This window comes from Catalinimonas alkaloidigena (genome assembly GCF_029504655.1).
GTDB lineage: Bacteria > Bacteroidota > Bacteroidia > Cytophagales > Cyclobacteriaceae > Catalinimonas > Catalinimonas alkaloidigena.
This window is the reverse complement of sequence record NZ_JAQFIL010000001.1, coordinates 1,933,574-1,957,793: the sequence shown is the minus strand read 5'-3', so window position 1 is coordinate 1,957,793 and position 24,220 is coordinate 1,933,574. Positions and strand designations below refer to the sequence as shown.

17 protein-coding genes are annotated in these 24,220 nt (G+C 42.6%); 2 read left to right on the top strand and 15 right to left on the bottom strand.

The window, feature by feature from the left end; all coding sequences use genetic code 11:
* The first annotated feature begins 4 nt into the window (after positions 1-4).
* Entirely contained in the window at positions 5-1,756 is a 1,752-nt protein-coding gene (locus OKW21_RS08220; protein WP_277478934.1) for a RagB/SusD family nutrient uptake outer membrane protein, read from the top strand.
* Between the two features lie 220 nt (positions 1,757-1,976).
* Here the strand turns inward: OKW21_RS08220 and OKW21_RS08215 are convergent, their stop codons facing one another.
* The 9 genes from OKW21_RS08215 to OKW21_RS08175 form a co-directional block, all read right to left on the bottom strand.
* Complete coding sequence (locus OKW21_RS08215; protein ID WP_277478933.1) at positions 1,977-3,308, bottom strand: Gfo/Idh/MocA family oxidoreductase; 1,332 nt, start codon at positions 3,306-3,308, stop codon at positions 1,977-1,979.
* A gap of 117 nt (positions 3,309-3,425) precedes the next feature.
* A complete protein-coding gene (locus tag OKW21_RS08210) occupies positions 3,426-4,052 on the bottom strand; it encodes a 3-keto-disaccharide hydrolase (RefSeq protein ID WP_277478932.1) in 627 nt (208 codons plus the stop codon).
* Between the two features lie 168 nt (positions 4,053-4,220).
* Positions 4,221-6,614 carry a GH92 family glycosyl hydrolase gene (locus OKW21_RS08205; RefSeq protein WP_277478931.1) on the bottom strand — a complete coding sequence of 798 codons (2,394 nt, stop codon included), beginning with the start codon at positions 6,612-6,614 and terminating at the stop codon, positions 4,221-4,223.
* 131 nt (positions 6,615-6,745) lie between these two features.
* Positions 6,746-8,578 carry a RagB/SusD family nutrient uptake outer membrane protein gene (locus OKW21_RS08200; RefSeq protein WP_277478930.1) on the bottom strand — a complete coding sequence of 611 codons (1,833 nt, stop codon included), beginning with the start codon at positions 8,576-8,578 and terminating at the stop codon, positions 6,746-6,748.
* A gap of 33 nt (positions 8,579-8,611) precedes the next feature.
* Positions 8,612-11,998 carry a SusC/RagA family TonB-linked outer membrane protein gene (locus OKW21_RS08195; RefSeq protein WP_277478929.1) on the bottom strand — a complete coding sequence of 1,129 codons (3,387 nt, stop codon included), beginning with the start codon at positions 11,996-11,998 and terminating at the stop codon, positions 8,612-8,614.
* Positions 11,999-12,072: 74 nt separating this feature from the next.
* A complete protein-coding gene (locus tag OKW21_RS08190; RefSeq protein ID WP_277478928.1) occupies positions 12,073-13,122 on the bottom strand; it encodes a FecR family protein in 1,050 nt (349 codons plus the stop codon).
* A gap of 159 nt (positions 13,123-13,281) precedes the next feature.
* A complete protein-coding gene (locus OKW21_RS08185; protein WP_277478927.1) occupies positions 13,282-13,947 on the bottom strand; it encodes an RNA polymerase sigma factor in 666 nt (221 codons plus the stop codon).
* A 1,178-nt stretch (positions 13,948-15,125) separates the two neighbouring features.
* A complete protein-coding gene (locus tag OKW21_RS08180) occupies positions 15,126-15,512 on the bottom strand; it encodes a DUF6503 family protein (RefSeq protein WP_277478926.1) in 387 nt (128 codons plus the stop codon).
* 83 nt (positions 15,513-15,595) lie between these two features.
* Positions 15,596-15,814, bottom strand: a complete 219-nt coding sequence (locus OKW21_RS08175; protein ID WP_277478925.1) for a hypothetical protein — start codon at positions 15,812-15,814, stop codon at positions 15,596-15,598.
* A 158-nt stretch (positions 15,815-15,972) separates the two neighbouring features.
* Between OKW21_RS08175 and OKW21_RS08170 the strand changes: the two genes are divergently transcribed.
* Positions 15,973-16,887 (top strand): DUF3179 domain-containing protein, encoded by a 915-nt coding sequence (locus OKW21_RS08170; RefSeq protein WP_277478924.1) that lies wholly within the window; start codon positions 15,973-15,975, stop codon positions 16,885-16,887.
* A 331-nt stretch (positions 16,888-17,218) separates the two neighbouring features.
* Here OKW21_RS08170 and OKW21_RS08165 read toward each other — a convergent pair whose 3' ends face one another.
* The 6 genes from OKW21_RS08165 to OKW21_RS08140 all read right to left on the bottom strand — a co-directional run bounded on the left by OKW21_RS08165 (position 17,219) and on the right by OKW21_RS08140 (position 24,205).
* Positions 17,219-17,560 (bottom strand): hypothetical protein, encoded by a 342-nt coding sequence (locus tag OKW21_RS08165; protein WP_277478923.1) that lies wholly within the window; start codon positions 17,558-17,560, stop codon positions 17,219-17,221.
* 62 nt (positions 17,561-17,622) lie between these two features.
* Positions 17,623-18,384 carry an IS5 family transposase gene (locus OKW21_RS08160; protein ID WP_277478922.1) on the bottom strand — a complete coding sequence of 254 codons (762 nt, stop codon included), beginning with the start codon at positions 18,382-18,384 and terminating at the stop codon, positions 17,623-17,625.
* On the bottom strand, positions 18,324-18,677 hold the full coding sequence (locus OKW21_RS08155) for a hypothetical protein (RefSeq protein WP_277478921.1): 354 nt from the start codon (positions 18,675-18,677) through the stop codon (positions 18,324-18,326). The genes OKW21_RS08160 and OKW21_RS08155 overlap by 61 nt, the downstream gene beginning before the upstream one ends.
* A 107-nt stretch (positions 18,678-18,784) precedes the next feature.
* The gene (locus tag OKW21_RS08150) at positions 18,785-20,248 is read right to left on the bottom strand and encodes a DUF1501 domain-containing protein (RefSeq protein WP_277478920.1); all 1,464 of its coding nucleotides are present in this window, start codon (positions 20,246-20,248) and stop codon (positions 18,785-18,787) included.
* Positions 20,249-20,250: 2 nt separating this feature from the next.
* On the bottom strand, positions 20,251-22,593 hold the full coding sequence (locus OKW21_RS08145; protein ID WP_277478919.1) for a PSD1 and planctomycete cytochrome C domain-containing protein: 2,343 nt from the start codon (positions 22,591-22,593) through the stop codon (positions 20,251-20,253).
* 79 nt (positions 22,594-22,672) lie between these two features.
* Positions 22,673-24,205: a RagB/SusD family nutrient uptake outer membrane protein gene (locus OKW21_RS08140; RefSeq protein ID WP_277478918.1), complete on the bottom strand. Its 1,533-nt coding sequence runs from the start codon at positions 24,203-24,205 to the stop codon at positions 22,673-22,675.
* Positions 24,206-24,220: the final 15 nt, after the last annotated feature.

The window sequence follows — 24,220 nt, the reverse complement described above, 5'->3', positions numbered from 1 at the left end:
AGTGATGAAAAACATACTTATCAAAATAAGCTTATCCCTGAGCATCATCTTAATGATAAGCGCCTGTAGCGAAGACTTTCTTTTTGAAAAGCCTATAGGATCTGTAAATGAAGAATTGTTGAAGAATGAGGATGGTGTAAACGCCCTGCTTATCGCCGCTTATGCTATGGTAGATGGATATGCAGAAGGAGAATCACCCAGTGGTAACCTGGGCGAGGCTTCCGGCACGAACTGGGTATGGGGCGATGTACCTTCTGATGATATGCACCGTGGTGATCAGACAGGAGGCTGGAGCCAGATCAATGACATAGAAAGATACGAAGTAAGGCCTGATAATGAATGGCTTAGCGGGGCCTGGGGAGTGAATTATGAAGGAGTGTCACGTGCCAATGATGTGCTTAAAGCTTTGAAAGAGGCTACTGATATTCCTCCAGCCGTAGCCAGGCAGTTTGAGGCGGAAGCAAAATTTCTCAGAGCTTGGTTTCATTTTCAGCTGAGAATTAAGTTTGAAAAAATCCCCTACATCACTGAAGATGTTGACCCTGTCAATGTACCTAACGACCGTGAGGTATGGGATGATATAGAAGCAGACCTTCAGCTTGGCGTGGATCATTTAAACCCTTCTCCTTCAGAAGTAGGGAGAGCATCTCAGTGGGCTGCCAAGGCCTTTAAGGCTAGAGTACATTTGTTTCAAAGTGAATTTTCAGAAGCCAAACCGCTCCTGGATGACATCATAAACAATGGTCCTTTTCAATTGGAAAGTCATTTTTATAATAACTTTGATGAGGAACATCAGAACAATGGAGAAAGTATCTTTGAGATACAGTATTCGGTCAATGATGGTGCAGGCGTTCATAATTCCGGTATAGATCATCAAACTTTATATCCCAGAGGTGCTGATGTTGGGCTCTGCTGCGCCTACAGTGCCCCTACTTTTGATTTGTTCAATGCCTTTAAAGTAGGTGAAAACGGTCTACCCATGCTGGATGACTTTCAGGATGAGTTGCTACGAGAGGATTACGGCATTCTTACTACCGAAGCCTTTACGCCTACTGACCATCTTCTTGATCCCAGAGTAGACTGGACGATAGGAAGAAGAGGGATTCCCTTTTTAGACTGGGGGCCTATGAGCGGTAGCGACTGGATGTTGGACCAGCCTAATATGGGTCCATTTCTCAATAAAAAAATAATGTGGTACAAAAGGAACAAAGGTGAGATTTCCACGCAGTCTAGTTACTGGGCATCAGGGGTTAACGGTAATAATTTCAGGGTATTACGATTAGGCCACGTACTATTGTGGAGAGCCGAAGTCGCTGTGGAAGAAAACGACCTTACGACTGCGATGAACCTGGTCAACCAGATTCGTCAGCGGGCGGCTGATGACATAGTGATGGGCAAAGTACTGAATGAAACTTTTGGGACTGATGTCGCAATTGAGATAGATGAAAGCCAGCCTGCTGCTAATTACAAGCTCGGTTTATATACCTCATTCCCCAGTCAGGAATACGCAAGAAAGGCTGTACGCCATGAGATGCGCCTTGAGTTTGCGCTAGAAGGCATGCGTTTTTATGATCTGGTACGCTGGAACATTGCTGCCAATACTTTGAATACTTACCTGGAAAATGAACTTGCAGGAGGAGTATTGCCGTGGTTGCAGGGAGCTACATTTACCGAAGGTAAAAATAATTACTGGCCGATTCCCCAGGTACAAATTGACTTACAGCCCGAAGTATTGAGCCAAAATTCAGCAAACTAATGATAATAAAACCGATAGTAGCCATGTTTAGATGACTGCTATCGGTTTTACTTTTAGTACACCTTTCTATCAGAATGCTTTTAGTGAGTTGTCATAAAAACCTGCCCCCTTTGGACAGGTCAATGACATTGGCAAATGGTGATATCGGGAAAAAATATATACTCCTAATTAAAGAGCAATATTTTTTCAGAAGTTTTTTACATACCTCTTCCTGATGTTATCATCTCATCTGTCCGATTTCCCAGCCTGATTCATATTCTCTGGACCAGAGTTGCATAGCATCTTTATCGTAGGCTCTTCCAGTAGTTGAGTCCACATCAAAAGATTTGTTCGTACGATACGCAATATTGGCCAACATAGCCATATGGTTACTCTTTGCTCCATCTTCAATAGGCGCAGTTAGCTTGGCCTGCCCCCTGATAGCATCAAAGAAGTTAACAATATGCTGGCTGGACGTAGAACCTCCACCTCCTAATGCCATACCACTCTCGTCGGTTTTTGAGCTTTCTTTGACCAGCTTTCCTTCTCTATCGTAGAGCATGTACTGGCTACGATCTACAAATACGGTACCTTCCGAACCGTAAATGACTGTTCCTCTCCCCTTACCATCTCCATAGGTAGAGTAGCCGTTGCGGCTTTTGCCATCCCAGTTAATCACTTTACCTTCATCAAAGCGGAAAGTCGCATACATTTGATCGTACATTTCCCAACCATCATCCTTGAAATGTTGCTTGGAGGCTTCCACGTGAACAAACTCAGGAAAGTCTACACCCAGCGCCCAACGTCCTATGTCCAATTCGTGAATACCATTATTACCTGCTTCTGCAGTACCCCAGTTCCAGCCGTACCAGTGCCAGTTGTAGTCCCAGGTATCATGATGATATGCCTGACGTGGTGCGGGTCCCTGAAAAAGATCCCAGTTGAGGTCGGAGGGTGGCGCCTGCTTCTTCTGAAGAGGCACTTCCCCCCTACTGCTGTTATAAAACGCTACCGCACGATAGGGCTTTCCGATTACCCCATTATGTATCTCATTTATTATTTCTATAGTATGGTTGGAGGAACGCTGCTGATTACCCATTTGTACCATCTTGCCAGTAGATTTTTGTTTAGCGACCATCACCTCTTCCTCATGAGGATTGTGTGCACAGGGTTTTTCTACATAAACATGCTTACCGGCATCCAGGGCCATGATGGTTCCCGGTGCATGCCAGTGATCAGGTGCTGCTATAAAAATAGCATCCACCTCTTTGTCCTCCAGAACCTTCCGTATGTCATCGGTTTGCTTGGGCTTATAGTCAATACGCCCTTTAAGCCTTTCCATCGTACGGTCAATCTGGCTCTGCTTCACATCACACAAATACATTAATTGTGTATTGTTCTTTTTATCGAGTCCATCATAATAAGCACCAACCCTTCTTCCTAATCCCATGAAGCATAAATTGACACGGTCATTGGCACCGATGATTCTGTTGTAACTTGAGGCTTTTAAAGCCATTGATACTCCTGCTGTTGTGGCAGCAGCTTTTTTAATGAAATCCCTTCTACTTGACATACTGAATATATTATAATTTTAAAGATGTGTTATTTAAAAAAAACTCCCTGAATAAGCCTGACAATAAAGCAGAAAATTTTCAGCTGATGTGCTAACTACCTCTGCTCCTTCAGGCTTTTATAGTTCCTGAATCCGGATATTACGGAATTTATAAACCTGTCCATCTTCACCATGGTGTTGCAAAGCAATGTGCCCTTCTGCATCCATATCGTCCCTGTAATCTGTGCAAAGGACATCGTTCACATAAATACGCAAACGATCACCTTCGGCATGGATGCGATATTTGTTCCAGTCATGGCGTTTGAGCGCTCCTTTCGTCTTAGCCCGGAATTCATCTCCGGAAGGAGAATCATCTGGCTTTTGCGGATGAAGCCACTTGCGGCGCCCTTCATCATAAAGCCCACCCGACCAGGCTCGCTCAGTAGGATCTACTTCTGCCTGATATCCATAAACTTTATTGGGCTCTACATGGCAGCGAAACATAAACCCTGAGTTAGATTTTCCTTCAGGCAGCTTAACTTCAGCCTCAAAGATAAAATCTGAGTAAGTTTCTTCAGTGGTGAGGAAAAACTTTTCATCAGCGACCAGATGAATCTCTCCATCCACTACCCTGGCCTCACCATGATCATAAGGATTTGTCCAGCCTTCCAATGATTTTCCATCAAATAAATCAACCCATTTCAGAGGCTGACTTATAAAGCTACTAAAGATCAAAGAGGCAAATATTAAAATATACATTTTCATCTAAATAATTTTTTATTACTAATTAATTAACCAGCAAAATAACCTATTTTTCTTAAAAAAAGCCGAAAAGCTTATGAAGATGACGTTCAATTACGAAATTCAATAGGTCATTAAAATAGTCTACACGCCAGCTGGAAACGATCTCATCAATATTTTACATACCGGAGATTATTTCCCCCTTAATGTTTTTTCTCCTTTACCCCATTCTTTTTGAGGCATATCTCCCATTTCCAATCGTAATACACTACCCTTAACCAGACTTTTATGAGGAACAAATGGTGTGTTCAGTGACTCCCCATTCAGCGTAGCCGACTGTATGTAGCGGTTGTTGGAGCTGGTATTTTTTGCTTCTATCACTAATTTCTCTCCTGGATAAAAGTCCGGATTCAAATGCACTGTAACTTTATCAAAAAGAGGGCTACCCAGTTCGTATTGCGGCTCTGTTTCATTCCCGCTTTTCATCTCAAAGATTCCCATTTTCATGAGTACCGAAAGCGCACCCATCAACCCCTGGTCTTCATCTCCATTATAACCTCTCTGAGGAGAAAGATCAGAAAAAGCTTTCTCAATAACCTCTCTTGACCAGTATTGGGTAAGCCATGGATAGCCGATATGGTTGAATACAAAAGCCGTCTGGATAGAAGGTTGATTTCCGTAGTTGATTGGCACTCTTCGAAGTTCTGCCTGTAACTCCTGGTCATGCGATTTACCGGCAGTGAAGTCCTGTTTGGCAGCTTCTTCAAAACTTTTTTCTAGTTTTTGGGCCATAATCTCCCTGCCTCCCATTTCCTCAGCCAGCCCGGCCAGGTCATGCGGTACATACCAGGTAGACTGGGCACTGTTAGACTCTACAAAGCCTTTCTGATGCGCATAAGGGTCAAAAGGAGAACGCCAGCTACCATCTCTTTCCCGCGGTCTGATCCACCCAGTTTCCGGATCAAGCAGGTTTTTCCAGTTATCTGATCTTTCCATGAAATACGCATAGTCTTCCTCCCTGCCTAATGATTTTGCCATTTGCGCCAGACACCAGTCCTGGTAAGCATATTCCAGCGTTTGTCCGGCGCCATCCTGATGCCCACCCCACCTTTTATCATCCATCGGATAGGGAATATAACCTCTATCCAAATAATACTCCAATCCGCCACCTTTTTCAGTATTATGTTCATAGCCTGCTCTTGCCATGATGCCACCCGGCATATGATTTTTCTTCAACCCTTCGTAGGCTTTGTCAACCTCATAGCCCCGGATACCTTTCATATAAGCTCCTACGATAAAAGGAGTGGAAGACGCGCCTGTCATCACATAGGTATAGTTTCCGCCGGATGGGCCGCGGGGTATCAGTCCGCCATCATCGTACATCAGCAACATAGAATTCACAAAATCTTCCGCTATTTCAGGGTAGGCCAGTTGCCAGAGCGTGGAGATGGTCCATTGTGCTCCCCAGAAAGAATCAGAATTGTAGTGGTTAAAAGCAGGTTTATCGTTGTCATCCAGCGGAATCTGCCCTATACGCTTTTTCCCTCCGGTCCTGTCACAATATTTTCCATTTACATCACTGATGATCCTCCGCCCTTGCAAGGCATGCCAGAGGTCAGTATAAAATCTTCTTTTTTCCAGAAAACTGCCGCCTTCTATTTCAATTTTACTTAATGTCTGGTTCCACTCTTCTTTGGATGCTTCAACTATTTCATCAAAAACCCAGTGTGGTAATTCAGTTTCCAGGTTAAGTCTGGCCTGCTCTATACTCACATAGGATATGCCCACTTTCATCAGAATTTCTTCCTCTGCTTCAGTGTCAAATTCCATATAAATACCGCCTCCTTCTCCTTCAAATTCTGCTACTTCGCCTAACAGTTCTTTGTCCTGCCAGCCTTTCATGGCGCGGAAAGGTTTATCCAACTGAATCACATAATACACATCAAGCGGCTGGGGGCGCCTACCGGTGGGCTCCATCGTAGCATGCCCCGCTATCTCGGTAGCTGACACTTTTTTCGCAGATCCGGATTGCGTGCCGGAAGGGCCTAAAACCGTTCCCAGATCCAGCAGAATTTGGCTTTCGTCAGATTCGGGAAAGGTATAGCGGTGAAAGCCCACCCGGGTGGTGGAAGTCAGCTCTGCCAGGATATCATAATCTTCCAGAAAAACCCGATGATATCCGGGGGTCGCTTCTTCTTTGTTATGCTGGTAGGCTGATTTATAGCTGTCCGGTCCCAGGTGCCCTTTGAACTCTCCCGTAGTAGGCAGCATAGGAATCCCCGACATTTGCCAGGCATGGATATGGCTGAAAAAATAGATACTGTCTTCCACATATCGGTATCCTGAGTTCCAGGCACCATCTATGGCCATGTCCGGACTCAGGTTCACCATGCCAAAGGGACGGCAGGCCGAAGAGAAGAAAAACCAACGCGAATTGGCAGCATCCAGATGGGGATATACCAGATCAACCGGAGCTAACTTTTCTGTATTGATAAATTCGTTTTTGCTTTGTGCACTGGTGAATTCGGGCAGTAGGGTACATATACCCGTCAGCAGTAGAATGGTAAGCAGTTTTTGAAAATGCATTCGTAAAGAGTTTTATCAGATTGTATGATCGTCTTACATTTATTCTTCTTAAAGCTAAGTAGAAAAAAAGGACTTGTCCCGCCAATTTAATATTGTTTTGTGGAACAAGTCCTTCATATATACTTAATAGATTAATTATACCCAGAATTTTGTGCAATAGAAGGTAACGAACGGTCTATCTCATGTTGAGGTATGGGGCGCAGATAGTGTTTCTCTTCCATTTGCCCTACCTGAGCCGTCCAGGGATTCATCAGGCTAGTACGCTCAATGAGTTTTCCGGTTCGTTTCAGATCATACCAGCGCACGTATTCACCCATCAACTCTCTGGCACGCTCATCCAGGATCATATCGATATCAATATTGCCAGGAGTAGCTCTGTAGGAAACAGCTTCCAGCGTTCCCAGTTCGGCAGGATTTGCAGCCATCATTGGCTCGCTTCCCGCATTGGCTCCCAGTGCCCGGTCAACCACGGCATTGTAATACACATCGGCACCACCCAGATTGCCAGCGGCAGCCCCTTTTACGATTGCTTCGGCGGCAATCAGATAAGCTTCGGCAGAGCGGAACAATGCCAGGTCAAAAGTTCCTTCTGAATCTGAATAGGGAATGCCTGGCTCCCAGAATTTCCACATCAGAGGAGTTTTGAACCTATCGTGATAAGGGCTTTCTTCAAGAATACCTATTTCATCGGTATTGATCACCGCATAGGGTTTGTCCCCCCCTACGTCCAACCCTTTTTCTGAGGGTTCCGCAGGATCATCCCAGGGCCTGAAATAGAGTACTGTATCTCCCTGGGCGATGTCAATCGTATTTCCATTTCCGCTTGGAGAAAAACCATTTACATCAGAAAGAGCATACATGGCTTCTACAAAATTATGATGATAGCGGGTATCCAGTTCCGGATCAAAAAGCCGGTAGGTAGCTGGTGTGGTAATAAAATGAGGCAAATGTCTGTTGTAATCGCTGGTTCTACCCAATTCGCCGGGAATATCTTCCGCATTTCCTCCAAAAATAGAATGTGCATCATTGCCTGGATAAGATTCAACACTGGGGTCTCCATTGTTGGTGAGCACGTCATCGCTATACTGGACTGCAAAAACGATTTCATCATTTTCTGCATTTTGGGTGGGGAAGGTTTCTTCCAGGGGATTTTCTGAGTGTAGAGGGAATAAATTCTTATACTCCGGTTCCAGCGGGTATGCACTGATTACCTTATCAGCATATTCTACTGCTTTGTCAAAATCTTCAGCCGTTCCTCCCAGCGAATTATTGTAGTTCCATCCACGGGTAAGGTAAACCCGGGCCAGTAAAAACTGTGCTGCCCCTTTGGTAGCCCTCCCATATTCTGTTGCGTCTTTTTCAGGAAGTACAGCCTCTGCCTCGGTTAAGTCACTAAGAATTTGGGAATAAATTTCAGAAGCAGCCACCTTATTTACTTCCCTGTTTGCACTGGTAGCCTCTTCCAAGGGCATGGGCACGTCGCCCCACTGCTGTACCAGGTAAAAGTAGGAAAATGCACGCAGGAATTTAGCCTCTCCTACCCGTATTGCCTTTAGGTCTTCGTCCATATCTGTAATATCATCTTCCCTGCCGATGATCGTATTGGTTCTGCCTATTTCCCGATACAGTAAATCCCACAAGGTGGCTAACCCGCCTACGGAGGAGTTAAGCCTGATATCGTAAGCATTAAGGGCGCTTCCCTGAGATCCTCCACTTACGGCTTCAGACCACCCCAGGGTAGTAAACAGATCAGTTCCCTGCAGTACCAGGTCGCGGGCACGGTGGATGTCCCGTAACAAGGTATAGGAGGAACGCACCAAATCTTCATACCCTTTGGCATCTACATAATAACCATCGGATGTCTGATTGGATATAGAATCTTCTTCTAAAAAATCTTCACAGCCCGTGCCGAAAAACATCAGTAGAAATATGATCACATATTGTCTTATTATCGTTATTTTCATCTTGAATGCATTTTAGTGTTTGACTCAATATGTTTAGAATGACAGATTGATACCTATCAAATAAGTAGCTGAAGGCACATCATCATTGTAGGTACCTGTATTATACTCAGGGTCCATGCCATCAAAATTGTGAAAAACAAAGGGGTTGATTACCTGGGTGTATGCCCTGAAGTTAGATAACCCCAACCTATTCAGCATAGTATCAGATAAGGTATAGCCCAAAGTAATGTCAGAAATCCTAAGGAAGCTGGCATCCTGATACTGGATAGCCCCCCGATAGGGGTTGGACACTGCCCCACTGTAGTAATCATTGGTAGGGTTTTCTGAAGTCCAGTAATTCAGGTCAAGGGCATTGTAGCGGCCTCTCTGCACTTCTCCCATGGTTCCGCTTAACATACTATTCCTGTACTGTGCTCCCTGGCTGGTATATATCAAAAAAGACAGATCAAACTGGTTGAACGTGAACCTATTCGTAATACCCATCAACCATTTGGGTTGTGTAGAGCCCAATACCACTCTGTCTTCGTCACTGGTAATCAAGCCGTCGTCATTCTGATCTACGACTTTCACTGAGCCAGGCACCTGTTCATAAACCTCAGCTTCATCGGCTTCATCCAGTTGCCATATTCCATCAAATTCATAGTCATAATTGGCGCCCAGGGGCTCGCCTACAAAAAGTTTGTTGCCTATATCTTCATCAATGCCACCTCCGTACAGCTCAAGAATCTCGTTTTTGTTGGTAGAGAAGTTTATGTTGGTACTCCATTTGAAATTAGTGTTAGCCACGTTTATCGTAGTTAATGCTAATTCCACCCCCTTATTATTTACCTCTCCTATATTGCTAATCACTTCTCCATATCCGGTGGAAGTAGGTATCTTCTGACTCAGTATCAAGTCCACCGTTTTTCGGTTGTAAATTTCCAGGGAAGTATAAATCCTGTTTTGTATTAAGCCCAGGTCCATGCCAATATTTAATTCCTGACTCTTTTCCCATACCAGGTCTTTGTTTCCCAGGTTTCCGGGCGCAAATCCAAAGGCGGGTGTTCCGCCAAAATCATAGCCGGTATTGATCAGATTAGCCAGGGTACTATAAGGTGCTACAGAACTGTTGCCTACAAAACCATAGCTCACTCTGATTTTTGCGTCAGAAATGGTATTGATATTTTGGATAAACCCTTCGTCGCCCAGGCGCCAGGCAATAGCCGCAGAAGGGAAGAATGCCCACTGGTTACCTTCACTGAGTTGTGAGGCTCCATCCCATCGTCCGGTAAGTGTCAGCAGGTATTTATCCTGAAAGTCATACATCACCCTGCCCATATAAGATAACAATGCCCGTTCAACAAGATTGGTGTTAAACCCATCTATCGTTGACGAGGTCCCCATGGCGTACCACAACGAATTATAGGGCAGGTTATTTACGCGGCTGTTCATTACCTCTGTTCTTTCCTGAAAAGCACTTTGAACGCCGGTTATCGTAACATCGTGCTCTCCAATTGATTTGTTATAACTGATGATGTTATCCAATGTGAAATTTGAGAGCATAGTCGTATTACGATATGCCATTGGGTTCCGGGTTGTTTTTTGAGATTTTGTGAATGTCCCTCTAAACTGACCCCAACGCTCATTTAAGAAACTGGCTGAAAGGGATGATTTGATAGACAAGCCTTCTACGGGTGTTATTTCTACATATGCGTTCCCGAAAAAGTTGTTTTTTCTGGTTTCATCCTGAAAATTGTCGGGATGCGCTTCTACCAAGGGGTTGAGTACCTGCTTATCGTCAATACCCATCCAGACCGCATATCCGTTCCAGTCTAAGTCTTTGTTTTCATCTGGATTCAAGATATCATCATAATAAATTACGCCTGTAGGTCTTGCGCGGTATGCACTCCTGAGTGCTTCGTTAGAGCCTAAAACCTGATTGCTAAAACTATAGTTGGACGTAAATCCTACCTTTACAATATTGTTGAGTTTACTGTCCATACTACCGTTAATATTGTACCTCTCAAACTTGGTGTTTAAGAGGTTACCTCCCTCTTTCAAATACCCACCTGAGAAATAATAGTTGGTATTATCACTACCTCCGCCTACCGAAACGGTATGGCTGGTTTGTGAAGTAGGATCAGTAACTTCGTCTACCCAATCGGTAGACTTTCCATTGTCTACCATATCTTGTTCGGTAGTAGTTAATGTAGGGGGGGATCCGCCATCCATTTCATTATCAGTAACGCTGGCTTTGTAAAACTCCTGGGCATTTTGCATATCGGGTAAGTGAGCGGGTGTTTTAACGCCTACATATCCATCGTAAGTAACCTGCGGTTTCCCTGTAGCGCCTCTTTTTGTTGAGATAATAATAACCCCATTAGCGCCCCTGGATCCATAGATTGCTGTAGCCGAAGCATCTTTCAATACATCCATCGATTCTATGTCGGTAGGATTGAGCGCATTCAGGTCTCCCCCCATCACGCCATCAATTACGACTAAGGGCTCGTTAGAGAAGTTGATGGAATTAAGTCCCCGAATGTTGATGTTATACCCGGCACCCGGCCTTCCATTCGCTCTGGTTACATTTACCCCGGCTACCTGGCCCTGAATGGCTTTGGCTGCTTGTACGGGGTTTGCTCTGACGATGTCTTTTGACTCTACAGAAGCAATAGCCCCTGTAACATCTTTTTTCTCAACAGCTCCATACCCTATGACTACCACCTCAGAGAGTGATTGTATGTCTGAACTCATGGATACATTAATTACCGTTTGGTTACCAATTTCTATTTCCTCAGAGGTATAACCCACCGAAGAAAATACCAGTATGCTTGCGTCATCAGGCACACTTAAGCGGTAGTTTCCATCAATATCAGTGACAGTACCAATGGTAGTGCCTTTAACCACCACATTCGTGCCTGGTAGTGGCTCGTCATTTTCTATGTCAGTGACTGTGCCGGAAATAGATTTCTCCAGCTGTTTTTGCACTACAGATCCTAGGGATGAGAATAAGCTGGGTGAGGCTACTCCATCGGCGCTATCATCAGCCCCCTTGGATTCGGGAGAGGAAGGATTTGATTCTATTTTCTTAATCCCATTCTGTAAGCTCTCTTCCTGTATTACATAGTAGCCTTTTTCCAGTTTTTTAAACCTGAGCTGAAATGGTTCAAGTATCATTTCCAGGTTTTCTTCAAGCTCCTCTTTAAAAATAGCAGGAGTTTTGACAAGCTTATCACTGATGGCTTCATGGTCGTAGGAGATGTTTACCTGGTAGCGAGTCTCTAATACTGAGATCAAGGAAGCCAAAGACTGTTCCTGCTGATCCGCATGCCTGGTTAGTTCGCCTTCATTTAAAGCCAGGTTTTGAGCTATGGCCACTGCCGGATTATAAAGCAGCAAAGCGACGAAGATTAGATTGAGTAATAGTCTACATTTCTTCATGTTATTGTATGTTTGTTTGAATAATTATTTAAGCTGCCCCTCAGCTCAAAAGCAATAAATTTTGCAGGGGTATTTTATCTAGTATCCATGATAATCTGATGGTCATTTTCGTTTATTTGTATTCCTAATGAAGCTTCAAGGGCATCCAGCATGAGTGCTACTTTGTCTGATGGAAAACGGCCGGTAAACCTTCGCTCCAGCAAGACCTCGTCTTGAATAAGCACCTCATAGCCGTAAAAATCTTCAAGCAGGCTTTTTACTTCGGAGAGGCTAGATCCATTGAAAACCAGCATATTATTTCTCCATGAGGAATAATCGGAGGGGTTTACCTGTTTCTTGTGCACTACCTTTTCATTCTTTGCAAAGACCACCATATCCCCGGGGGTCATCCATACCTCGGGTTCTTTTTCATGTGCCAGGTTTAACTTCACTTCTCCGCTATTTAAGACTACTTCAGTCTTGCCGCGTCTTGCGTTAACATTGAAGCGAGTACCCAGAACTTCTACTTCCATTTCCCCGGTATGTACTAGAAAGGAGATGTTCTCACCCTCAGAATTTTGTATTTTTTCTACTTCAAAGAAAGCTTCACCGTCCAGCCACACCTCTCTTTTTTGAATGGAACGCCAGCCTTTGTTGAACTTCAAGCTTGAATTAGCATTCAGGCTTATTCTTGTTCTGTCCGGCAGCATGATATCGCGGGTCTGTCCGTAGGCAGTTGAATAAGTTTCATAATGGTCCTTATCTCTGACCTGATAGACCAGCAGGAGTGCGCCTATCAGCAATGAGGCTGCAAGCCCGATAAGCATCCTCCTTTTTCTAAAGTTGTCCTTCTTTGCTTGGGCGAAAGGGTGTGTGATTTCAGGCCCAACACTGCCCTGTTTGCTTCTCCTGCTTTCAATCTTTGACCATACCTCCTCCAAATCCGCTTTAGAAGCAGGATAATATTGAAACCTTACTTTTCTGAGGATTTGCCGAGCCTCTTCTACTACAAATCTCTTTTCCGGATTTTCCTCCAGCCAGTTTATCCAGAAATTCTGGATAGATTCATTTTCCTGGTATACCCACTTTCTGAAATATTCATCTGCCAGAAAGTCTTCCACACCAAAGTTCTTATAATTTATCATTTGCTGTAGTATGCCTTTTCCTAGTAAAGGAGCAAATGCGCAAAATATCCCTGGCTTGAAGTAATTTTGGTGTAAAAATTACAATACAAACAATAAAATAAAGTAAATAGTATCAATTTACTAAAATAATAGGCAGTTTTTTAGAGATAGCAACCTTTATCAGAAATAAATGCAGGATGAAAAATAAAGGGCGATGAGCTGGAATGGTTTAACGATCTTACGTAAAGCACAGGTAGCTTTCCAAAGTAAGTTACGCACTGTTTTTACTTTTATAGATAATAGCTCAGCCGTTTGCTGTTGGGATAAATTTTCATAAAACAATAAGAAGATTACCTCTCGCTGCTGATCAGACAGTGCATTTACCGCCCCCCGTATTTGGTATAGCCTTTCTTTTTCTTCCTCACGAGCAATTAGATGGTGCTCCAGGGATAATACCATTTCAAAGTCGCTCTTCTCAAGTATCTTATTTTCTAAGTTGATAGAAGGAAGACCGGGCTTTTTCCGAAGAATCTCTCTTTTTAGCGATTTAAATAAATAAAACTTAATACTATCAGTATCAGAAAGCCTTTCTTTTTTGTCCCAAATGCTCACAAAAAGATCCTGAATACAGTCTTTCACTCTTTCCTTGCTATCGCAAAACTGCCTTCCATAATTATACAGCACAAAAAAATAGTGATGGTATATAAAAGCATAAGCTTCTTCGCTTCCAGCTTTTAATTCTTTCCAAAGTAGTGAGTCAGGAAGCGTAGCCAGTCTGTCAGTAATACCGCCGGTTGGCCTTCCCACTGTATCATGCTCATTACGATATGCAACTTCAAACGTCATATACTGCTATATCTCAGCTACAATTATACAGTATTTTTTTATGTGGTAAAACCGCTTCAATTAATTTGCTAATAATTGACATAGAATTACCATTGTATTTGAGTTTTTTTAAATAAACCCTTCCCCTACTTGTAATCTTACAGAGATAAGGAGCTAGCATAATTGCAGAGGGCTTAAATAGACTAAAACCAAGTTTTTTGTCTGACTTACCTGCTGTCTCTAACGCTCACTATAATTGGTGCATCCTTCCCCTCTTTCTTTTTCCCATCTATTGATACGCTGCTAGATAATACCATATACCGGTGACATAATAAATTACCCCTCGGCTGGAACCTAAAGCCTCTGACGAATGGCCATAATGGTGAGCCAGGGCTTTTGCAGTGCAGGGGCCAGCGCAAAATGTTGTAACTACAATGAGTTCATTGTTGCTAAATTTGTTCACTGCGCTTTTTCTAGGCGAAGAGAACTTACTTTAAAAACTACTATTTTCAATATGGGAGAGCCCGGGTAGAAGTATCTGACTGCCTAATCATCGCCAAAACAATTTAAAAGAAGAAATTAATAATGTAAACATCTCTTATTTTGTATTGACGAGCTGCACAAAGACTGACTGTCCATTTTGCTTTCTCTTCTTTATTTCAATGTTTTACTGTGGAATTGATGAGGATTTTCTACAGCGATGGGGAATTATCTCTTTAAGAATTCAGAGAAAAGCTCAATTTTGAGCCCTTTTACCAATAGGCATGGTATTGGAAACTGATTAGATAGAATTGTGATTCCAGATTTTTTGAACTAAAGTATATTAATTTTTTAAACTATAATACCGCTTCGGCGGCCACTGGAAAAGCAATTGGGCTGTTTACTTGATGGAAATAAATTAAGGCCTGGCATTCTGCCAGGCTTTTTTTCTTGCTCGTTTAACTCTCTATTTATAATGATTGTTTAGATTACTAGTCCGTGGTGGCCATCTTTATTTAGCCAAACCATAAATTTACCATTTCTTTTATTCCTAAAGTATTCAACTGCAGTTAACATGTGAAATGGATAATGGCCAACTGTCAACCGTAAGCTGGAACTTTCAGATTTCTATAAAAGTACCAGATGTTGCCGACCATTGTAAAAGGCTCATTTAGCTTATGGGTGATAGTATTTGTTGGCAAAAGCTGATTATTACAATTTCATTGACTCTTTTCTAAATCCTCTATTGTGAGATCGTTGTTAAAGCGGATATCAGACCATTTGACTTCAATCCAGGGGGCATCTATTACATTTGCATCCCAGCTGGATTTCTTGTATCTACGATGAGAGGGGATCAACTTGCCTTCAATTTCCTCGTATTTTATTTCCATCAAAAGGGGGGTATCCATCACACCTTTATCAGCTACCGTGAATAAAAAGCGGTCTACAAGTAATGTCTCTTTGTTCAGATAAATTTGATAAATATCAGTTGGTTTGTCACCGATTTGGTTGAAAGTTATTTTAATAGTGTGATACTCTCTCTCATTGAAGGAAGCTTCCCCTAAATACTCATAATTTAACCCTGGGTCTAATAATTTCTGCATCATGGCAAACCAATAAAAATTGGTTGGTCTGTTGAATCTTACTGCTTTTAGAAGCTCATCATCATCAATTATATTTCCATCATGCTTTAACCAAAATTCCTCTCCATCAAAGCCCTGCTCAATCTGCCTTCCAGATCGGGAAGGGTCCTCTGGTGCACATGATACAGTCCATAAGACCGTTCTCCCTTGAAAAGATATTTCTCTGTGGAGATATCCCTACGACCATCTGGCATGGTGTAGGTATGCGTATAGACAACAACTATTTTTTCCAGTAAATCACTGTAACTACCGACTTTTTGAATCATTGCCTCGAGCAGTTCACGGCTATCCAGCTCAACCTCCGTTGAACTATGGTTTGAATTTGATTCTGATTTCTCAGTACTACAGGAAAGGGACAATAGAGTCCTGGGTATACCGAAAACTACTTTTGAACTGTTTTCGCTTAATTTTGAGTTCTCTTATCATGAAATTCCTGCTACTTATTTTCTTTATCTTAAGTCTGCACAGCACTCTAGCCCAAAGCAAAAAAGGATTTGACCTGAGAAATGCCAGTATTCCTGTGGATGAGATCAAGGACGGAGGTCCCCCCAAAGACGGTATTCCCAGCATAGATCAGCCTCAGTTCACAAAAGCAGCCGCACAGGATTTGGATAGCAGGGTGTTGGGGGTGGTTGTGAACGGCATCGCCAAAGCTTATCCCATAGCCATCATGAATTATCACGAGATCGTCAATGACAGATTTGGCGAACAGCCGGTGGTAGTCACCTATTGCCCTCTCTGTGGCAGCGGTATCGCCTTTGATGCTGAAGTGGATGGTGAGAAAAGAACCTTCGGCGTATCTGGTCTGCTCTACAACAGTGATGTGTTGCTTTACGATCGGCAAACTAACTCGCTATGGTCACAGCTTATGATGGAAGCCATAGGCGGTCCGATGGCAGGTAAAAAGCTTACAATGGTGCCCACAATAAATACCAGCCTGGGAGAATGGATGAATAAATATCCGAACACCTTGCTACTGAGCGAGGAAACCGGCTATCAGCGGGATTATACACTCAATCCTTATCCGGGATATGATAGCTCTACACAGTTGTATTTTGATGTGGAAGAAAGAGATGACAGATTTCACCCTAAAGAGATGGTGATCGGCCTGGAGATTGACGGTCAATTCAAAGCTTATCCCTTATCAGAATTAAAGAAGATGCAGCAAACCAAAATTAAAGTTCAATTCCAGAAAAAAGACTTGACCATTACCTACAACCCTGACAGTCAGAGTGCTGAAATTAGTGATGCGGATGGAAATGTTTTGCCAACCTTGAGCACTTTCTGGTTTGCCTGGTATGCTTTTCATCCTGATACGGAAGTTTTTCAAACAAAATAAGACGCCTGCACCTTAGCCCCCTAACTGGTTTTTGAAAATAGATCCGCCAATCAAAAGGCTGCTGAAGTGGTTGTACAGAGACTGAAATTATAGGCTTCTTGTCAGGAAGGAGTATGTATGCCTACTATTGTACTGATCAGCATACTGGAAGACATTATTTTTACAATAGGCTTTTTTGTTCACCTTTCATCAGCTTCAAGCGTATTTTCAGTTACCTATAATTAAGTCTTTTTATATCTGTCTCCGCTAAAAGACAGATCAGCAATCAGCCTGCGCATAGCATTTAAGTTATCATTAAACAATGCTTACTTACATTATGGAATGGAACAATTCAATCATCATTCAGACGCCCGCTGACAAGGTAAGAGAAGTCCCGAGCCTGACGCATAAGTTCCGGTCTGGTCGCTATCTTGTCATGTTTCAAGGTTTCAGGAACGGTATTTCGGATGCGGGTGAAGTTTGATGGTACGGGCATTCTATTGGGTCCGCTGGTTTGAGCAAGAATTCCCTCATGATCAAACAGCATTTTGGCAGTGTGCATCAGGTTCCAGCTCATAAAGGTGGTATTGCGGTTGGTAAAATCATTTTGCAGCCCACCGGAATCTTTATCCAGGGAAGAAGGTCCGTGACCAGCATCCCCTCTCCAGCCGGCATACGCCTGCGAAGAAATCATAAAGCCCAGATTTTGCACCGAACAAAGTAAGAGCTTGTTGGGAAATTTCTTTTTGTTAAAAGTTAGATTGCCTTAATACACATAGACAAATTTGCTAGAAGTAAGAATGTTTTTGAACTTTCGGATGTATGTTCATAATCTATCACTGTTCGGCGATAGAAATTAAGCCAAGCAAAAGTCCTTTCTACTACCCACCTTTTAGCTTCTATTACAAATCCCTTTGTGCTTTTTTCTCTATTAGGCACTTCAAACTCTATCCCTATTTGCTTTACTGCTTTAGCAAAAGTTCCACGATAAGTTTTATCTGCTATTATCGTTTCTAAACGTTCGGAATACGGAGCCTTCTCATCTAATAAATTCACTCCTTGAGGGCTATCGTGGAAGTTTGCAGCATGAACATGTACTTGGTAAATTCTACCACGGACATCAACCAGCACATGTCTTTTTCTACCATTTACCTTTTTATTTCCATCAATGCCACGATGTGAACAGATCATCGGGGCAAGTTTGATACTCTGAGAATCTGCTAAACCAAGGCTTGGAGTTGCCTGCCGGTCATTTTGTAGTCTCTCTAGAAAATTTAGTGACAAGTTTATTTTTTCAATAACTCCATTCTTTTTCCACTTATCAAAATAATAGTAAACGGCCTGCCAATCTGGAAAATTGGGGAAAGGTAAGTTCCGCCACTGAACGCCAGTTCGTGTAATATAAAGAATTGCATCAAAAACATTGCGTAAATCTAGTTCCCTATTCCTTTGCCAGTTTATAAACTGTTTAATAACTTTCCATTGGTCGTCAGTAAGTCGCGTATAATGTGACTGCATATCATATGAGTTTTGTTCACTCTTAATATATACTGACGACCAATTCTATTCAAATCAAACAAACTCCCAACAAGCTCTAAACTCATTGCACAATGCTTAATGCCATCTTCATTGCCAGTTACCAGGCAGACCTCCGCTTTACCGTAGTAGGCATATTGTCCCTTATCATTCAGGTTTCCTGAAAAACCGTATAATCTTTCAATGACCATATTGGCTGGTGGGGTTTTTCTCCAAACCAAATTGGCGTACCGAATACCAGAATATTCGCCCCCCTGTATTTTTCTGTCAGCCAAGTTGTTGATAAACTGAAGGAGGAAATTTTAAAAAACGTTAGGCTAAAATATTAGAAAACGCAGAATAATCTTAGGTGAAGCGTGAATAGCGTTGTGATAACATACTCTTAAACTAATATATCTTTCACTACTTTTCCTGCTACATCGGTAAGCCTGAACCTGCGCCCCAGGTGTTTATAGGTCAACTTTTCATGGTCAAGCCCTAACTGATGAAGCATGGTTGCCTGAAAATCATGCACGTGCACTGGGTTTTTAACTATATTATAACCAAACTCATCGGTTTCGCCGTACACAATTCCTGGCCTAATGCCTCCTCCTGCCATCCAAATGCTAAAGCATCTGGGATGATGATCGCGTCCATAATTATCTTGTGTTATTTTACCCTGGCTAAAATTTGTCCGACCAAATTCTCCGCCCCAAATTACTAAGGTCTCATCCAGCAGTCCGCGTTGTTTTAAATCAGTGACAAGGGCAGCGGAAGCCTGATCTACATCTTTTGCCTGCCCGGATATCTCTTTGGGAAGATTGACATGTTGGTCCCAACCCTGATGATACAGTTGTACAAAGCGCACTCCATTTTCAGAGAGCTTACGAGCTAACAGGCAGTTGGCGGCAAAAGTGCCTGGTACCTTACAATCATCACCATACATCTTGATGATACTATCGGGTTCTTTGGAGATATCCATAACTTCCGGCACAGCAGCCTGCATACGATAAGCCATTTCATATTGCCGGATTTTGGTGTTAATCTCAGGATCACCAAATTCTTCATAGTTCATCTGGTTGAGCTCAGACAAATTATCCAGCATTTTCCGGCGGGCCTGTCTGCTCATACCCTCAGGGTCATTCAGGTAGAGTACCGGGTCTTCTCCATTACTGAACTGAACGCCCTGATGTATAGAATCCAAAAAACCATTGGACCATAACTTAGAATATACACCTTGACTGTTTCCTTTACCTCTGGAAATTAGTACGGTAAATGCAGGCAGGTTCTGATTTTCACTTCCTAATCCATAACTTAACCATGAACCCATACTAGGTCTGTTCCCCTGTTGGTTTCCGGTTTGAAAAAAAGTTAAAGCCGGATCATGGTTGATGGCTTCGGTATGCATGGATTTTACGATGCATATGTCATCCACAATTTTAGCGGTATGAGGAAACAGATCGCTGACCCAAGCCCTTGCCTCTCCGTACTGATGGAAATCTGTAAAAGATCCTACCAATGGCAATGAAGACTGGTTGGCAGTAAAACCGGTTAACCGCTGCCCACCTCTGACGGATGCAGGAAGGTCCATTCCTTCCATCTCGCGTAGCTTTGGTTTATAATCAAATGATTCCAGCTGGGAAGGAGCCCCATTTTGAAACAAGTAAATAACTCTTTTAGCTTTGGGGGCAAAGTGAGGAGTTCCTACCGATAAACCGTTTGTCCCCCCAGCAGCAGAGCTTGTGTTCCTGAAGAGATCCGGAATTAGCAAAGAGCCTAATGCTACACTCCCTACGCCAAGGCTGAGCCTTGATAAAAAACGGCGGCGATTCTTTGTCAATCCGTATTCTAAATACTCCTTATCCATAATCAGGTTTTTGTAATGGTTTCTTCTAAGTTGTATATCATAGAAATCACTTGCATAAGTGCTGCAAGCTTGGTAGGCTCTATGTTTTCCGGATGAGGATGTTCACCTACAGCCAGCATTTTTTGGGCATTCTGCTTCTTTATGGTGACCAATTGATGCTTATAATACTCACTAAGTAGATTGACTTCTTCTTTCTTAGGCATACGACATACAATCAAGCGAAATGCTTTTATCAAAATTTGTTCGGTGTTCGCCTCTTCCTCAAGTAAGCGGGCAGCTAATACTCTGGATGCTTCCAGTACAGTAGGATCATTCATCATCACCAGCGCCTGTAGGGGAGTGTTGGTATTAGCCCTGCCGATTTCACATTGATCTCTATTGCTAGCGTCAAAAATTAGCATGGATGGAGGAGGCACAGTTCTTTTGATAAATGTATATAGCCCTCGTCTGTAAAGATTACTACTGTGATCCTGCACATAATCAGACAAATTTGAACCACCGGCTGTTGCTGCCTCCCACAAACCATCTGGCTGATAAGGTTTTACGCTGGGGCCTCCGATGGTCTTATCCAACAATCCACTACTTGAAAGCAGCAGGTTTCTGATAAATTCAGCCTGTAGATGATAGCGAGGTGAGTGCGTTAAAAGTACATTCTCAGGATCAACATCTTGAATATCCGGTTTTATTTTCGCTGACTGTCTATAAGTCGCAGAGGTCACTATTTGCTTAATTAAACGCTTAATGTCCCAGCCATTTTTCATAAAGTCTACTGCCAGCCAGTCCAACAGTTCGGGGTGAGTAGGCAGGTCACCCTGCATACCAAAATCTCCAGCAGTTTTTACGATCCCTTTACCAAAAAATAACTGCCAGACTCTATTGACGAAGACTCTTGAGGTGAGTGGGTTTTGCTCATCAAATATCCATCTTGCTAATCCCAGCCGGTTCTTAGGGTATTTGTTATCAAATGACAATATAGATTCAGGCGTAGCCGGTTGTACTTCTTCTCCATAAGCATCAAAAACACCTCGCTCAAGCAAGTAAGTAGGCCTCAACGTATCCATTTCCCCCATTACAGATACAATCAGCCTGTTAGTATCCTGTTTTTGTTTATTAACAAAGGAAAGTATCTCTTCTACATCTTCATCCGTGATTTCAATCAGTGGTTTTTTGGCATAACCCTCAGGTGTTCCTACAGTGGGATCAATTGCAGTATAATGATCTCGGAGTTCGTCAACATTATTGAAGAAGGCAAACATTTGAAAATATTCTTTCTGAGATAAAGGATCATACTTATGATCGTGGCAGTTTGCACATTCTAATGTGACACCAAGTATGGATTTACCTACAGTATTAGTACGGTCAGTTACATAGGTTACCCGATATTCTTCTTCATCAATTGCCCCTTCTTCTGTAATCTTATGATTCCGGTTAAATCCTGTTGCTAAAATTTGTTCTTTGGTGGCATTGGGCATTAAATCACCGGCCAATTGCCAGGTAATAAATTGATCGTAGGGCATATTTTTATTAAATGCATGAATTACCCAATCACGCCACGGCCACTGACTCCGAAAATTATCCATTTGGTAGCCATAGGAATCAGCATATCGTGATACATCCATCCAATGCACAGCCATTCTCTCTCCATAGGCAGAGGACTGCAATAATTCATCTACTATTTTTTCATACCCCTGAGCACTGCTGTCAGCTAAAAAGCGGTTCATCATCTCCAAGCTTGGCGGCAAGCCAGTAATATCAAAACTAAGCCGTTTCAGTAACCTTTCTTTATCCGCTTCTTCATTAGGAGTTAACCCATTTTGTTCTTGTTTATGCAATACAAAAAAATCAATTTCATTTACTGGCCACGCTTTATTTTTTACTTTCGGAAGTGCCTGATCTTTAGGAGCTACAAATGCCCAATGCGGCTCATATTCAGCACCCTGGCGTATCCACCGCTCTATCAGTTTGATTTCATGCTCAGATAGCTTCAGCTCTGATTCAGGAGGGGGCATGATTTGCGCCTCATCCGTACTGCTTATTCTTAGAAAAACAGACGATGAGCTCGGCTCACCGGGTACAATAGCATGTTTATTTGGGTTCTCTTCCAATGCTTTGTACGCGGATTCTGCCATATCCAGCCTCAAGCCTGCCTCTCTCTTATTGGCATCCGGACCGTGACAGGCAAAACACTTATCAGACAGGATAGGCCGGATATGAAAGTTATAACTTATTTTACCTGTTACATGTACTTGCTCATTTTGGTTATCTGTCAGTGAATGGCAGCCCTGTAGTATGATCAACAACAGTAGAGGTAAGCTTAACCAATAAGAAAGTTTTTGAGGTATCATCAGCACAAATAAAAGAATAAAACAGATTAGCCCTTTCTTTAATAAAAAGGCTAATCCTATTAACAAAATCATTCTTTGGTCAATACCCGGGATTCTGTTCAAGGTCACCAATCTGCACTTCACGTTGTGGGATTGGAAAGAGCAAACGTTCCTGGGTCACATTATAACTATTTTGGGGCAGGTATGATTCTCCTGCATGAACTCTTTTCAGATACTCACCATTTTGGGTCATAACTTCAATGGCAATATCTGTCCTCACCAGATCCAGCCAGCGTTTGTTTTCAAATGCTAATTCTACCCTGGTTTCATGAGCAATGATATCACGAAGTTGAACCTGATCAGTTACTGTGATTTCAGAAAGCCCTGCTCTTTCTCTCACCTGATTCAGATATGGTAAAGCCTCAGTGGGCCTACCTTGCTCATTAAGCACTTCCGCCAGGGATAAGAGTGCCTCAGAATAACGATAAATGGGAAAGTTATCATCAGTATTCCGCTCCAGGCTATGCCCATTCAGAAATTTTTTAATAAATGGATATGATCTCTTTCCGCTAGGCGTAGTATAATTCACGGGGCTTTTTACAGCTTCTATTAGCATATCTCCAATGACTCCGCTTCCCTCTGCGATACCAATGGAAGCCTCAAGCCGTGCATCATCCGGTTCATAGGTTTCAATCATCTCAAAAGTAGGAACATTCCAACCCCCACCCTGTCTATTTTGGGAAGTGATCCCAGTGATCATGCTTACATCTGACGATAAGGGAAGAAAATGGTAAAGGAAATTACTCTGCTGTCCCTGATTTCCTTGCTGATACTGTACTTCAAAAATAGATTCCACACTATTTTTGTTGGAAGTATTGAATACAGAAGCATAATCAGGTAATAATGCATATCCCATCTGAATTACACGAGATAATTCAGCTTCAGCTGACTGGTAATTTTTTTGTGTAAGATATACATCTGCCAATAGCATACGGGCGGCTCCTTCGGTAGCTCTGCCACTTTGTGGAAAAGCAGGCGCAGGTAATTTTTGAATAGCTTCCTGTATATCAGCTTCAATTATGTTGTATACCTCTTCCACCGATGAACGGGGTAGATATGCCTCCTCCGCCCCTTTGACAGCCTCAAGATACAAAGGTACACCTCCAAAATACCTTACCAGATCAAAATAATAGAGTGCACGTAAGAACTTAGCCTGTCCAGTGATATCATCCACTTTTTCTTGGCTAAGGCCTGCCTCATCAATGTACCCTAGAATTTCATTGACGCGGGCAATGCCTACATAATTAGCATTATATTTACTCGCTACCATTCCGCTGGAGTTATTATCAAGAAAGAAGTCAGCATACTCTCTCTCCATATAACCAGGTCCACGATTAGTCACATTAAATTCAAGATGTGTATTATCAGATCGCATCTCTCCCATAGTCCATGAAGAAACGGATCCTTTCACATCTCTAAGGGTAGCATACGCTCCATTTAATGCCTGATCGAATTGTGCTTCGGTCTTATAAAAGTTACCAGAAGTGACAGAACTTTCTGGTAATACTTCTAAAAAATCCTCTGTGCAGGAAGCCATGAAAATGATCGTTAGTATATACAGTAACTTTTTCATATTGATTTGCATTTA